Source organism: Oryzobacter faecalis, from assembly GCF_046764005.1.
GTDB lineage: Bacteria > Actinomycetota > Actinomycetes > Actinomycetales > Dermatophilaceae > Oryzobacter > Oryzobacter faecalis.
Window position 1 is genome coordinate 196,134 of record NZ_JBKOFW010000005.1, and the last position, 12,971, is coordinate 209,104.

Here is a 12,971-nt window from a genome sequence, read left to right on the forward strand (position 1 = left end):
CGCAGGTGACGCTGCCGAGCGCCCGCGTCCCCGGACGCCCGCTCGTCATGGGCGTCGTCAACGTCACGCCCGACTCGTTCAGCGACGGCGGCGCCTGGTTCACGCCGGAGGCCGCCCTCGCCCACGGGCGCGAGCTCGTCGCCCAGGGGGCAGACCTGCTCGACGTCGGCGGCGAGTCGACCCGGCCGGGGGCCGAGCGGCCGAGCACCGAGGAGGAGCTGCGCCGGGTGCTGCCCGTCGTCGAGGCCCTCTCGGAGCTGGCGCCGGTCTCGGTCGACACGATGCGCGCCTCGGTGGCGGCGGCCGCGCTCGACGCCGGCGCGACCCTGGTCAACGACGTCAGCGGCGGTCTCGCCGACCCGGAGATGGTGCCGCTCGTCGCGGCGCGTGGGGTGCCGGTCGTCGCGATGCACTGGCGCGGGCACAGCACGGTGATGCAGGACCGCGCCCGCTACGACGACGTCGTGGCCGACGTGTGCCGCGAGCTGACCGCCCGCGTCGAGGCGTTCGTGGCGGCGGGCGTCCCGGCCGACGACGTCGTCCTCGACCCCGGGCTCGGGTTCGCCAAGCTGGCCCACCACAACTGGGAGCTGCTGCGGCGCCTCGACGAGGTGTCCGCGCTCGGGCACCGGCTCGTCGTGGGGTCCTCGCGCAAGAAGTTCCTCGGGCTGGTGGGGCGCACGGCCGAGACCGAGCGGGCGCCGCTCGACCGTGACGTCGCCACCGCCGCCACGACGCTGTACGCCGCGCAGCACGGGGTGTGGTGCGTCCGCGTCCACGACGTCGTCGGCACGGTCGACGCCCTCGACGTCGCCGACGCGCTCGCCGGCCGCGGTCCGGGGGAGCCCTCGTGAGCGGTCGGGGCACGGCCCGCGACCGCATCACGCTGTCCGGGGTCCGGGGGCGGGGCTTCCACGGGGTGTTCGAGCACGAGCGGCGCGAGGGGCAGGAGTTCGTCGTGGACGTCGAGCTCGCCGTCGACCTCACCGCGCCCGGACGCACCGACGACCTCGCCGACACCGTCAACTACGGCGAGATCGGCGCGGCGGCGCTCGCGCGGATCCAGGGCGAGCCGTTCGACCTCATCGAGCGGCTCGCCGACGTCATCGCCTCGGATGCGTTGTCGCACAGCGAGGTCGATGAGGTCACGGTCACCGTGCACAAGCCCCAGGCGCCGGTGGGTGTGCCCTTCGGCGACGTGACGGTCCGGGTCGTCCGGCGGCGGGAGGACGTCCCCGTCGTCATCGCGGTCGGCGCCAACCTGCCGCGGGGGTCGGCGCTCCCCGACGAGACGGTGGCGGCCGCCGTCGAGGCGCTGGCCGGCCACCCCGGGTTGAGGGTGCTGGCCTGCTCGGCCGTCTTCGACACGACGCCCGTCGGTGGCCCCCCCGACCAGCCCGACTACGTCAACGCGGTCGTCCTGGCCCGCACGTCGCTGTCCCCGGTGTCGTTGCTGCGCGAGCTCCACACCGTCGAGGCCGGGTTCGACCGGACCCGCGAGGTCCGCTGGGGCGCCAGGACCCTCGACCTCGACCTCGTGCAGTACGGCGACGCGTCCGTCGGCCGCGACGTCGTCTCGACGCGCGAGCACCTGGGCCTGCCGCACCCGCGGGCGTACGAGCGCGCGTTCGTCCTCGTCCCGTGGCTCGACGCCGACCCGTCCGCCGTCCTGCGCGTGGGCGACGGCGTCGTCGCGGTCGCCGACCTCGTCACGGGGCTCGACACCTCCGGGGTCCGCCGCCGTCACCGGCCCGACCCCGACCACCAGCCCCTCCGACAAGGACGTGAGCACTGATGCACCACAGGGAGATCCGCGTCCAGGCGCTGGGCCTCGCCGCGCTCCTGGCCGCGGCGCTGGGGTTCGGCGTGTTCACCGTCGTCACGCGGTCCGGGTCGCTCGTGCCGCGGCCCCCGGTGCTCGCCGGCGTCCTGCTCGTCGTCATGGGCGGCCTCGTCCTGTGGATGGCGCGGCCGGTGCGCCGCTACCTGCGGGGGGAGGCCACCGAGCCGCTCGACGCGCTGCGGGCCGCCCGGGTCGTCGTGCTGGCCCAGGCCGCGGCCCTGACCGGCGCCCTGGCCGCGGGGTGGTACCTCGGGCAGCTGGCCGTCGTCCTCACCGACCTCTCCCTCGTCGCGAACCGGGTGCGCGTGCTCCCGCTGCTGGCGCTGGCGCTCACGGGGGTTGCCCTCGCCGCGGCCGGGATGGTCGCGCAGCGATGGTGCCGGGTCGACCCGCCGGACGACGACGACCGCGGCGCCACCGGGGAGCAGCGCGGGCTCGAGCGGCGCTAGGACGCGCCCGGCGGCCCGGCGGATGCCCACATGCCGGACGGCGGCGCGGCCCTCCGTGCGGGGCCCTGCCCACCGGGAGACCGGCGGTTTGTGGTAGTGACCCGCGTGCCCCATCATGGGCGCGGCCCGCGGACGTCGGCGCCGTGGGGTCGCGAAAGGCACGAACGCAGGATGAGCACGCGCACGAGGTCACTGGTCGGTGCCGTCATCGCCGGGACGCTGGTCGTCTCCGGGGCCGGCACGGCGTACGCCGCGCACTTCCAGGACCGGGCGCTCCCGGGCAGCAGCGTCGGCGGGGCCTCGGTGGCCGGGCTGACGCGCGCCGAGGTCGCCGAGGCGGTCCGGAGCCGAGCGGCCGGCGTCACCGTCACCGTGGCCTCCGGCTCGGACACCGCGGCCCTGCGGCTCGCCGACCTCGGCTACGACGTCGACGTCGAGGCGACCGTGGCCGGCGTGTTCGACGCGAACGGGCGCTGGGCGTCGTACGCCACGTCCTTGGTGTCGCGGCGGGACGTCGACGCCGTGGTCCGCGTCGACACCGAGCGCACCGCCGAGGTGGTCGCCGGGCTCGTCGCCGCGGCCGGCCGGTCGGCCCGCGACGCCGCGGTGGTCCTCGCCCCCGGCAAGGCGTCCTTCGTCGTCACCCCCGCCGTGTCCGGGAAGACCGTCACGAGGAGCAGCTTCCACGACGTCGTCGAGCGGGCCGCGCGCGACCTCGCCTCGGCGACGGCCACCATCGAGCTCGTCGACGCCGACCCCACCGTCTCGACCGAGGCGGCCGAGCAGGTCGCCGCGCAGGCCAACGCCCTCGTAGAGCGGACCGTCGAGGTCTCGGACGGCGAGGACACCCTCAGCGCGTCGGGGAGGACGAAGGCGTCGTGGGTCGCCATCCCCACGGTCGACGGGGTCCCGGGCACGCCCACGCTCGACGCCGCGAAGGTGCGGGCCTGGGTCGACGACGTCGCGGAGAAGGTCGCCTCCGACCCCGTCGACGGCGTCCGCCACGTGTCGACGACCGGCACGGTGCTCCTCGTCACCAAGGAGGCGCGCGACGGTGCCGACGTCACCGACGCTCCCGCCGTCGCCGAGGCCCTCACCGCGACCCTGACGTCGGGCAAGGACTTTTCCGGCACCTTCTCGATGAAGTCCCGGCCCGCGACCTGGACCGACCGTGAGGTCGCCCCGGGCGCCGAGGGCCTCGCCTACCCGGCCACCCGTGGCGAGAAGTGGATCGACGTCGACCTCAGCGCCCACACGATGACCGCCTACGTCGGCGCTACCCGGGTCTACGGCCCGGTGAAGATGGTCCACGGCTCGGACGAGAAGCCGACCATCACCGGCACGTTCCAGGTCTACCTCAAGCGCCAGGTGCAGACGATGCGCGGCGACAACGCCGACGGCACCCGGTACGAGACCCCCGACGTGCCGTGGATCTCCTACTTCCACCGCGGCTTCGCCCTCCACGGCGCCCCGTGGCGGTCCTCGTTCGGGTACGCGGGCGACCGCGGCTCGCACGGCTGCGTCAACCTGCCCGTGTCCGTGGCGAAGTGGGTCTACGACTTCGCGCCGGTCGGGACGACCGTCCGCTCGCACTACTGAGCGGACGCCGCTGCCGCGCGCCGACTACTTGTCGACGTCGCCGACGACGAAGAACATCGAGCCCAGGACGGCCACCATGTCGGCGACGAGGCAGCCGGGCAGGACCTGCGAGAGCACCTGGACGTTGTTGAAGGACGCCGACCGCAGCTTCAGCCGCCACGGGGTCTTCTCACCGCGCGACACGAGGTAGTACCCGTTGAGCCCCAAGGGGTTCTCGGTCGCGGTGTAGCGCTCACCCTCGGGGACCTTGAGGACCTTGGGCAGCCGTTGGTTGACCGGTCCGGCGGGGAGCGCGGCGAGGGTGTCGAGGCAGGCCTCGGCGAGGTCCAGGCTGACGTGGACCTGCTCGAGCAGGACCTCCAGGCGGGCCAGGCAGTCGCCCTCGGTGCGGGTGACCACGCGGCCCGGGCCACCGTCGGCGAACAGGGCCGGGTAGGCCAGGTACGGGTCGTCGCGCCGCAGGTCGAGGTCGACCCCGCTGGCCCGCGCGATCGGACCCGACACCCCGTACGCGAGGCACGTGCCGGCATCGAGCACCCCGACGCCGCGGGTGCGGGCCCGCAGGATCTCGTTGCCGACGATCATCGACTCGAGGTCGGGCAGGCGCCGTCGCACGGCGGTCACCGCGGACCCGACCCGTCCGAGCCACCCGGCCGGGACGTCCTCCTTGAGGCCGCCGACCCGGTTGAACATGTAGTGCATCCGCCCGCCGGAGGCCTCCTCCATCACCGCCTGGAGCTCCTCGCGCTCGCGGAACGCGTAGAAGATCGGGGTGATGGCGCCCAGCTCGAGCGGGTACGAGCCGAGGAACATCAGGTGCGAGAGGACGCGGTTCAGCTCGGCGAGCAGGGTCCGGAGCCACACCGCGCGCTCGGGCAGCTCCATCCCGAGCATCGCCTCGACGCCGAGGACGACCCCGAGCTCGTTGCCGAACGCCGACAGCCAGTCGTGCCGGTTGGCGAGGACGGTGATCTGCCGGTAGTCGCGCACCTCGAACAGCTTCTCGGCGCCGCGGTGCATGTAGCCGATGACCGGCTCGGCCGACACGATGCGCTCACCGTCGAGGACGACCCGCAGGCGGAGGACGCCGTGGGTCGCCGGGTGCTGCGGGCCGATGTTGAGCACCATGTCGGCGGTCGCCAGACCGCCCGCGCCCATCCCGACGTCGAGGGCGCGCGTCTCGGTGGGGGCGTCGGGGCTCACCCGGCCCAGTCTGCCCCACCGGGTCCGGCGCGGGCCGCCGATGCCGTGGCCGCGGGTTCAGACCCGCCGCAGGACCCAGTGGAACGCGCCGAGCCCGTTCGGGTCGGTGAGCGCCGCGGCGGCCGAGGACGACGCGAGGGCGGTGAGGTAGCCGGCCGGGTCCGTGCGGGCGAGGTCGAGCGGTGGCGTGTCGGCCGTGACCCCGAGGGCGCGCAGGGCCTCGCGCTGGGTGGTCCGCTCGTCCTGGTCGAGGGAGTCGACCGCGACGTGGGCCGTGAGGTCGCAGGTCCCGTCCGGCAGCGGGGGGACCGCGGTGCCGTCGCGGTAGCCGACGAGCGTGCCGGCTGGTGGACGCGCGTCGCGGGTGTGGCCGTAGTCGACGGCGAGGAGGACGCCGCGCCGGACCCGGCCGACGAGGCCCAGCCACGCGCGGTCACGGCTCAGCCCCACCTCGACCCGCGTCCCCGGGGACAGGTCGTCGAGCGGCCAGTGCTCCGCGCACCACGCGGCGTCGCCGGGGTCGATGGCGCCGGTGAGCTCCTCCTGCCGGGCGGCGGCGTCGACGAGGACGGTCCGGGGTGTGCCCCCGTCATCGACCTCGACGACCGTGCACGGCACGACGTCGAGCCACTCGTGCGCCACGACGAGGACGTCCTCGAGGTCGGCCAGGGCGTCGGGGAGGTGGGCGCCACCGGGGGAGCGCAGCCAGTCGACGGCGTCCGGGAGGCCGGCCGGTCGCGGGACGACGTCGACCCCGGTCAGGCGGAGGTCCGGTCGGCCCGCCGCGAGGTGGTGCAGGAGCTCGCCCCGCCCGCACCCGACGTCGACGACGTGGCTCACGCCCTCCCGGTCGGCGAGCCGGCCGAGCGCCGCGGCGAGGACGGCGCCGAGCGGGCCGTGGGTCGAGGTCGTGAAGTGCCCGGCGGGTCCCTCGACGCGCCGGTAGAAGCCACGGGCGCCGTAGAGCGCCTCGTGCCACGCCTCACGCCACGGGACCACGTCGGCACGCTATCGGTCCGAGCGCCCAGCCCGGCCCGCCCCCTGGTTGTCCGTCGGCAGTTGCCCTGCGCGACATCGCCCGGGATCCTGAGTGGCATGACCATGCCCTTCGTCGTCCTCCCGGGCGAGGGCCGCCTGCTGGACCTGGGGAACTTCGAGGCCGTGGTTCTGGCTGACGAGCCGGGGACCTCCGGAGCGTTCACCGTCCTCCGGACCCAAGGAGAACCACCCGGTTTTGGTCCACCCCTGCACGTGCACCGTGACGCTGCGGAGGCCTTCTACGTCCTGGAGGGGGTCTACCGGATGCATCTCGAGGACCGCCAGGTGCACTGTGGACCCGGCAGCTTCGTCTACGTGCCGCCGAACGTCGTGCACACGTTCGTGGTGGTCTCAGACGAACCGGGGAAGAAGCTGAACCTGTTCAGCCCTGCCGCCATGGTGGGCTTCTTCGAGGAGCTCGCAGAGGCGGAGGCCAACGGTCTGGCAACGCCCCAGCTCCTCGACGAGATCAGTGAGCGGAACCACATGGGGATCGTCGGCCCGGTACCCGACCTGTACCTCTGACCAGCCCGCGAACGGGCGCTCATCGGGTGGCCGATCCCACGGAGGATCGTTCGACCAGCCCCGCCGCTGTCAACGTCGTGGCCCGGGTACATCGCAGGCGGCCGTCAGGCGCCGGCGTGACCCCCAGGCTGTCCGATCGAGGTTCGCTCCAGACCGACGACTGTCCAGAACAGGCCACGGTGCCGGTACCGGACGGTGAGTCCCTGCTCCCGCAGGACCTCGAGCATGGCGTCGGGCGGGTGCACGAAGGCGCGAAAGTCGTTCCTCCGGAGCCGGCGCAGCATGTTGTCGCAGCCGATGACGAACCGCGTGAACGGATGTGCCGGCGGATGCGTGTACACCAACAGCCTGTTCGCGTGCCCACCGGCCGACGAGAGCAGCCGATGGTAGTCGGGGTAACAGCACACGACCCTGTGCAGCACGACCACGTCCGCCGCCTCGACCTGGTCGGGGCTGACGGCGATGTCGATGAACCGGCGTTCCACGCGCCCCTTCAGCCCGGAGCGCTCGAGCAGATCGCGCGCCTGCTCCTCGTAGCCGGTCGAGAGCTCGAGGTTGGTCACTGACGCCGCTCGACGACGAAGCAGCTCAACCTGGAGGTCGCCGACGCCCCCACCGATCTCCAGGACGGTGGCGCCCTCGATCCCGCGCGCAGCGAGGAACCCGACGAGGCGCCGTTGGGTGCGGTTCAGCCCGTGCCGCCGGTACCGCCGAGCCAGCCGGCGAGCGAACCGATCGCTGAATGTGGCCCGGTAACTGCCGGAGTCGCAGCAGTCACTCACGCGGCCAGTATCGGCCCCCTCGGACGATTTCGAGAAGGAGTCGGCCGTGACCGAGGGAACCGTTCGCTGGATGGTCTGAGCGGACGGCGGCCCGGGCGACCTTGGTCGCGCGCGCCTACGCCTCGGAGTCGTGGCGGTAGCGTGCACGCTCGTGGACGGCATCGAGCACCCCGCCCGCCTCACCGTCGGCGTCGTCGGTGCGGGGCGGGTCGGCGCGGTGCTCGGCGCGGCCCTCGCCCGGGCCGGCCACCGCGTCACCGGCGCCTACGCCGTGTCGGACGCCAGCCGGGCCCGCGCCGCCGACCTCCTCCCCGACGTCCCGCTCGCCGACGTGGCGACCATCGTCGGCGCCGCCGAGCTCGTCGTCCTCGCCGTCCCCGACGACGCGCTGGCCGACCTCGTCGCCGGCCTCACCGCGACCGGGGCCTGGCAGGCCGGCCAGATGGTCGTCCACACGAGCGGGCGGCACGGCGTCGGCGTCCTCGAGCCCGCCCGGCGGCACCACGTCCTCCCCCTCGCGCTGCACCCCGCGATGACGTTCACCGGCACGGCGATGGACCTCGACCGGCTCGCCGACTGCGCGTTCGGTGTGACGACCGACGAGGTGCTGCGTCCTGTCGCCGAGGCCCTCGTCGTCGAGATGGGCGGTGACCCGGTCTGGGTCGCCGAGGCCGACCGCGCGGCCTACCACGCGGCCCTCGCCCACGGCGCCAACCACCTCGTGACCCTGACGAGCGAGGCGATGGACCTGCTCTCCCGAGCGGGCGTCGAGCAGCCGCGCCGCGTCCTCGGCCCCCTGATGCGCGCCGCTCTCGACAACGCCCTGCGGATGGGTGACGCAGCCCTCACCGGGCCGGTCGCCCGCGGTGACGTCGGTACCGTGGAGGACCACCTGCGCGAGCTGGACCGGCTCTCGCCCGAGATCCGGAGGACCTACGTCGCCCTCGCCCGCGCCACCGCGCTGCGCGCCCTCGACAGCGGCCGGCTCCGCCCCGCGGCGGCCGAGCCGCTCCTCGACACCCTCTCCGACCAGGAGCGCTGAGTGACCACGACCACCACCACCCCCGTCGTCGCGCACACGCGCGAGGAGCTCAAGGCGGCCCGCGAGGCGCTGCCGAGCCGCGACGTCGCCGTCGTCATGACGATGGGCGCCCTGCACGACGGGCACGCGCACCTCATCCGCGCCGCCCGCCAGCGGCACGCGCACGTCATCGTGACGATCTTCCTCAACCCCCTCCAGTTCGGGCCGAAGGAGGACCTCTCGCGCTACCCGCGCACCTTCGACGCCGACATGGAGATCTGCACCCGCGCCGGGGTCGACGTCGTGTTCGCGCCGACGCCCGACGTCGTCTACCCCGACGGCGACCCGGGGGTCCGCGTCTCCGCCGGTCCGCTCGGCGAGGTGCTCGAGGGCGCGTCGCGGCCGGGCCACTTCGACGGCGTCCTCACGGTCGTCGGCAAGCTGCTGCACCTGACCGCCGCACGCAGCGCGTACTTCGGGCAGAAGGACGCGCAGCAGCTCCTCCTCATCCGCCGGATGGTCCACGACATCGACTTCCCCGTCGACGTCGTCTCCGTGCCGACCGTGCGCGAGGCCGACGGCCTGGCGATGAGCAGCCGCAACATGTACCTGACCGAGTCCGACCGCGAGGTCGCCCTCTCGCTGAGCCGGGCGCTGCGGGCCGGGGCCGAGGCGGCGACGTTCGGCCCGTCGGCGGTGCGGCGTGCCGCTCGCGAGGTTCTCGTGGAGGAGCCGCTGGCCCTCGTCGACTACCTCGTCCTCGTCCACCCGCACACCCTCGCCGACGTCCCCGAGTGGTACCGGGGCGAGGCCCTGCTCGCCGTCGCGGCCCGCGTCGGCACGACCCGGCTCATCGACAACACCCCGCTCCAGGTCGGGCCGGGCGGTGGTGCACGGGACGTCTTCTCCGACGTCTCGCACGCCCGCGCCGACGTCTGACCACGACCCGATCGTCACGAGGACCGTTCTCCCATGCAGCGACTCATGCTCCACGGCAAGATCCACCGGGCCACCGTCACCGACGCCGACCTCCACTACGTCGGCTCCCTGACCCTCGACCGCCGGCTGATGGACGCGGCCGACCTCCTGCCCGGGCAACAGGTCGACGTGGTCGACGTCGACAACGGCAACCGGTTCACCACGTACGTCATCGAGGGCGAGCGTGACTCGGGCGTCGTGTGCGTCAACGGCGCCGCGGCGCGGCTCGTGGCCCCGGGCGACACCGTCATCGTCATCTCCTACGCCGTGATGGAGGATGCCGAGGCGCGCTCCTTCTCGCCGCACGTCGTCTTCGTCGACGGCGCCAACCGCGTGGTCGAGGTCGGGGACGACCCCGGCGACGTCCCACCCGGCTTCGGGCTGCAGACCGCGGCCGTCACGGCACGAGCCTGAACGACGCCGACCTCGATGACGACCGCGCCGCTCACCGCCGACCCGCCAAGGGTCCCCCGCAGGCTCACCGCGCCCGAGCCGGGGTGGACCGCGTCGGCCGACGTCGTCGTCGTGGGGTCGGGCATCGCCGGGCTGACGTGCGCACTGCGGCTGCGGGAGCAGGTCGACCGCGTCCTCCTCGTGACGAAGACCGTTCTCTCCGCGGGCTCCACGACCTGGGCGCAGGGGGGCATCGCGGCCGCCCTCGACCCGGAGGACACCCCGGAGGAGCACCTCCACGACACCCTCGTCGCAGGAGTCGGGTTGTGCGACACCGCAGCCGTGCGCGCCCTCGTCACGGAGGGCCCGGACCGGGTGCGCGAGCTCGTCGCCCTCGGAGCCGAGTTCGACCGTGACGCCGGCGGCGAGATCAAGCTGACCCGCGAGGGCGGCCACCACCGCGACCGCATCGCCCATGCCGGCGGCGACGCCACCGGGGCCGAGATCTCGCGCGCCCTCATCGCCGCCCTGGACCGGGTCCGCGACGACCCGGGCATCGAGGTCATCGAGCACGCGCTCGTCGTCGACCTCCTCACCGCGGCCGACGGGGCCGTCTGCGGCGTGACCCTCCACGTCATCGGCGAGGGGCAGGTCGACGGCGTCGGCGCCGCGCACGCCCGGGCGGTGGTCCTCGCGACGGGCGGGCTGGGCCAGATCTACACGTCGACCACGAACCCGCCCGTGGCCACAGGCGACGGGATGGCCGCGGCGCTGCGGGCCGGGGCGCGGGTCACCGACCTCGAGTTCGTGCAGTTCCACCCGACCGTGCTCTTCCTCGGCGAGGGCTCGACCGGTCAGCAGCCGCTCATCTCGGAGGCGGTCCGCGGCGAGGGTGCCTTCCTCGTCGACGGCACCGGGGAGCGGATCATGGCGGGACGTCACGAGCTCGCGGACCTCGCGCCGCGTGACGTCGTGGCCCGCGCCATCCTCGACGTCATGCGCGACCAGGGCGTCGACCACGTGTGGCTCGACGCGCGGCACCTCGGCGGCGACTTCCTCGAGCAGCGCTTCCCCTCGATCGTCGCGCGCTGCCGCGAGCTCGGCTTCGACCCGGCCACCGAGCTGCTCCCGGTGGCTCCGGCCCAGCACTACGCCTCCGGCGGAGTCGAGACCGACCTGCTGGGGCGCACGTCGGTCGACGGGCTGTACGCGTGCGGCGAGGTGTCCTGCACCGGGGTCCACGGCGCGAACCGGCTCGCGTCGAACTCCCTCCTGGAGGGGCTCGTCTTCGCCCACCGCATCGCCGACGACGTCGCCGCTCGGCTCGGCGACGGCCAGCTGCCGCTGCGCACCCCGGTCGTCGAGGGCGAGGCCGCCGTCCTCGACGCGTCGCGCCGGCTCGACGTCCAGCGGGCGATGACGCGCGGCTCGGGCCCCGTGCGGACGGCCGGGTCCACCTCGGCGACGGCGGTCGACCTCGCCACGCTCGCCGCCCTCGCACCGAGCGGTGCCGAGCCCGGACCGCTCACGTGGGAGACGACGAACCTGCTCCACCTGGGGCGCGCGCTGACCCAGGTGGCGCACCGGCGCGCGGAGACCCGCGGGGGACACGTGCGGTCGGACTTCCCCCACCGCGACGACTCCCGGTGGCTGACCCGCCTCACGACCGCTCGCGCCGCGGACGGCGCCCTGGTCGTCAGTGAGCATCCGGTCGTCGGCCCGGCCAACGACCTCACCGACGACCTCACCGACGACCTCACCGACGCCTTCACCGACGACCTCGCCGGCGACGTCCCGGTGGCCACCGAGCACCCCGGGGGTACCGCATGACCGAGGCCCACGCCGACCACGGCTTCCCGCTGGAGGACGCCCTCCTGCTCGTCGAGCGCGCCCTCGACGAGGACCTCGGCACCGGCACCGACGTGACGACCATGGCGACGATCCCCGAGGACCAGGTCACGGTGTCCCACCTCGTCGCCCGTGCCGACGGGGTGGTCGCCGGGCTCCCTGTCGTCGCCCTCGTCGTCGACGCGGTGTCCCGGCGCCTCGGCACCGGTGCGGTCGCCGTCGAGGTGCGCGTCGAGGACGGGGCACGCGTCGCCCGCGGCGACCTCCTCGCGATGCTCTCCGGCTCGACCCGCACGACCCTCGTCGCCGAGCGCACGGCGCTCAACGTCCTCTCCCGGACCTCTGGCGTCGCGACCCACACCCGGCGCTGGGCCGACGTCCTCGCCGGTTCGGGTGCCATGGTCCTCGACACCCGCAAGACGACCCCCGGGATGCGGGCGCTCGAGAAGTACGCGGTGCGGTGCGGCGGCGGCACCAACAAGCGGATGGGCCTCTACGACTGCGCCATGGTCAAGGACAACCACAAGCTCGCAGCGGGCGGGCTGACCCCGGCCATCGAGGCGGTCCGCGCGACCTTCCCGGATGTGCCGGTGCAGGTCGAGGTGACGACGACCGAGGAGGCCCTCGAGGCCGTGCGTGCAGGGGCACGTTTCCTGCTGTGCGACAACATGTCCACCGACCTGCTCCGGGCCACCGTCGCCGCGGTGCGCGACACCGGCGAGACCGTTGAGGTCGAGGCGACGGGTGGCCTCACGCTCGAGGTCGCCGCCGACTACGCCGCCACCGGCGTCGACTACCTCTCGGTCGGCGGGCTGACGCACTCCTCGCCCATCGTCGACATCGCCCTCGACCTCGACCCGTCCTGAGCCGGCTCCGTCCTCACCACTGGCGGACGACGACGCACACGGTCGTGGCGTCGAGGAGGGAGAACTCCCGAGCGCCCCACGGCCGCAGCGTGATCCGCGGGAGGTTCGGGTGCAGCAGGTCAGGGCGCCGGGCGGCGACGTCGGTGAAGACGGACTCGATGTCGTCGGTCTCGATGGCGAGCTCGGGGCGGTCCTTCGCGGCCCACTCGGCGTTCTCGAACAGGTTGAGCTTGACGCCCTCCCGCTCGACGACGGCGAGGTCACCGTCGCGATGGACCACCACGAGGCCCAGCCCGTCGCAGAAGAGGTCGAGGCCGACGGCGATGTCCGCGTAGAAGACGTTCGGGACCAGGCGGTTCAGCATCGCCCCAGTCTCCCCCACCCGGGCCCGAGGGCCGGTCGGGCACGGCCGGACGTGACCTCCGT

14 protein-coding genes are annotated in these 12,971 nt (G+C 74.1%); 10 read left to right on the plus strand and 4 right to left on the minus strand.

Annotated features, from left to right (window positions below):
- Positions 1 to 5: 5 nt before the first annotated feature.
- The 4 genes from folP to ACK8HX_RS11625 all read left to right on the plus strand — a co-directional run bounded on the left by folP (position 6) and on the right by ACK8HX_RS11625 (position 3,891).
- Positions 6 to 854, plus strand: coding sequence for a dihydropteroate synthase (gene folP, locus ACK8HX_RS11610; protein ID WP_411940857.1), 849 nt, complete (start codon positions 6 to 8; stop codon positions 852 to 854).
- Positions 851 to 1,795 carry a 2-amino-4-hydroxy-6-hydroxymethyldihydropteridine diphosphokinase gene (gene folK, locus ACK8HX_RS11615; RefSeq protein WP_411940858.1) on the plus strand — a complete coding sequence of 315 codons (945 nt, stop codon included), beginning with the start codon at positions 851 to 853 and terminating at the stop codon, positions 1,793 to 1,795. The genes folP and folK overlap by 4 nt, the downstream gene beginning before the upstream one ends.
- Positions 1,795 to 2,292, plus strand: coding sequence for a DUF3180 domain-containing protein (locus ACK8HX_RS11620; RefSeq protein ID WP_411940859.1), 498 nt, complete (start codon positions 1,795 to 1,797; stop codon positions 2,290 to 2,292). Before folK ends, ACK8HX_RS11620 begins: the two co-directional genes overlap by 1 nt.
- A gap of 171 nt (positions 2,293 to 2,463) precedes the next feature.
- Complete coding sequence (locus tag ACK8HX_RS11625) at positions 2,464 to 3,891, plus strand: L,D-transpeptidase (protein WP_411940860.1); 1,428 nt, start codon at positions 2,464 to 2,466, stop codon at positions 3,889 to 3,891.
- Positions 3,892 to 3,915: 24 nt separating this feature from the next.
- Here ACK8HX_RS11625 and ACK8HX_RS11630 read toward each other — a convergent pair whose 3' ends face one another.
- Entirely contained in the window at positions 3,916 to 5,049 is a 1,134-nt protein-coding gene (locus ACK8HX_RS11630) for an NADH-quinone oxidoreductase subunit D (RefSeq protein ID WP_411940988.1), read from the minus strand.
- Between the two features lie 102 nt (positions 5,050 to 5,151).
- A complete protein-coding gene (locus ACK8HX_RS11635) occupies positions 5,152 to 6,093 on the minus strand; it encodes an SAM-dependent methyltransferase (RefSeq protein ID WP_411940861.1) in 942 nt (313 codons plus the stop codon).
- 96 nt (positions 6,094 to 6,189) lie between these two features.
- Between ACK8HX_RS11635 and ACK8HX_RS11640 the strand changes: the two genes are divergently transcribed.
- Positions 6,190 to 6,657, plus strand: coding sequence for a cupin domain-containing protein (locus tag ACK8HX_RS11640; protein ID WP_411940862.1), 468 nt, complete (start codon positions 6,190 to 6,192; stop codon positions 6,655 to 6,657).
- 104 nt (positions 6,658 to 6,761) lie between these two features.
- Here the strand turns inward: ACK8HX_RS11640 and ACK8HX_RS11645 are convergent, their stop codons facing one another.
- On the minus strand, positions 6,762 to 7,601 hold the full coding sequence (locus tag ACK8HX_RS11645) for a class I SAM-dependent methyltransferase (RefSeq protein WP_411940863.1): 840 nt from the start codon (positions 7,599 to 7,601) through the stop codon (positions 6,762 to 6,764).
- On the opposite strand from ACK8HX_RS11645, the gene ACK8HX_RS11650 reads away from it, so the two are divergent.
- From ACK8HX_RS11650 to nadC, 5 genes are read left to right on the plus strand one after another with little or no spacing between them, the layout of a single operon-like run.
- Positions 7,600 to 8,481 (plus strand): Rossmann-like and DUF2520 domain-containing protein, encoded by an 882-nt coding sequence (locus ACK8HX_RS11650; protein ID WP_411940989.1) that lies wholly within the window; start codon positions 7,600 to 7,602, stop codon positions 8,479 to 8,481. The two genes, ACK8HX_RS11645 and ACK8HX_RS11650, sit on opposite strands and share 2 nt — an antisense overlap.
- Positions 8,482 to 9,399: a pantoate--beta-alanine ligase gene (panC, locus tag ACK8HX_RS11655; protein WP_411940864.1), complete on the plus strand. Its 918-nt coding sequence runs from the start codon at positions 8,482 to 8,484 to the stop codon at positions 9,397 to 9,399.
- A gap of 33 nt (positions 9,400 to 9,432) precedes the next feature.
- Positions 9,433 to 9,852, plus strand: a complete 420-nt coding sequence (panD, locus tag ACK8HX_RS11660) for an aspartate 1-decarboxylase (protein ID WP_411940865.1) — start codon at positions 9,433 to 9,435, stop codon at positions 9,850 to 9,852.
- Positions 9,853 to 9,867: 15 nt separating this feature from the next.
- Positions 9,868 to 11,661 (plus strand): L-aspartate oxidase, encoded by a 1,794-nt coding sequence (locus ACK8HX_RS11665; protein ID WP_411940866.1) that lies wholly within the window; start codon positions 9,868 to 9,870, stop codon positions 11,659 to 11,661.
- On the plus strand, positions 11,658 to 12,545 hold the full coding sequence (gene nadC / locus ACK8HX_RS11670) for a carboxylating nicotinate-nucleotide diphosphorylase (protein WP_411940867.1): 888 nt from the start codon (positions 11,658 to 11,660) through the stop codon (positions 12,543 to 12,545). The genes ACK8HX_RS11665 and nadC overlap by 4 nt, the downstream gene beginning before the upstream one ends.
- Positions 12,546 to 12,558: 13 nt before the next feature.
- Here nadC and ACK8HX_RS11675 read toward each other — a convergent pair whose 3' ends face one another.
- Entirely contained in the window at positions 12,559 to 12,909 is a 351-nt protein-coding gene (locus ACK8HX_RS11675; RefSeq protein ID WP_411940868.1) for a VOC family protein, read from the minus strand.
- Positions 12,910 to 12,971: the final 62 nt, after the last annotated feature.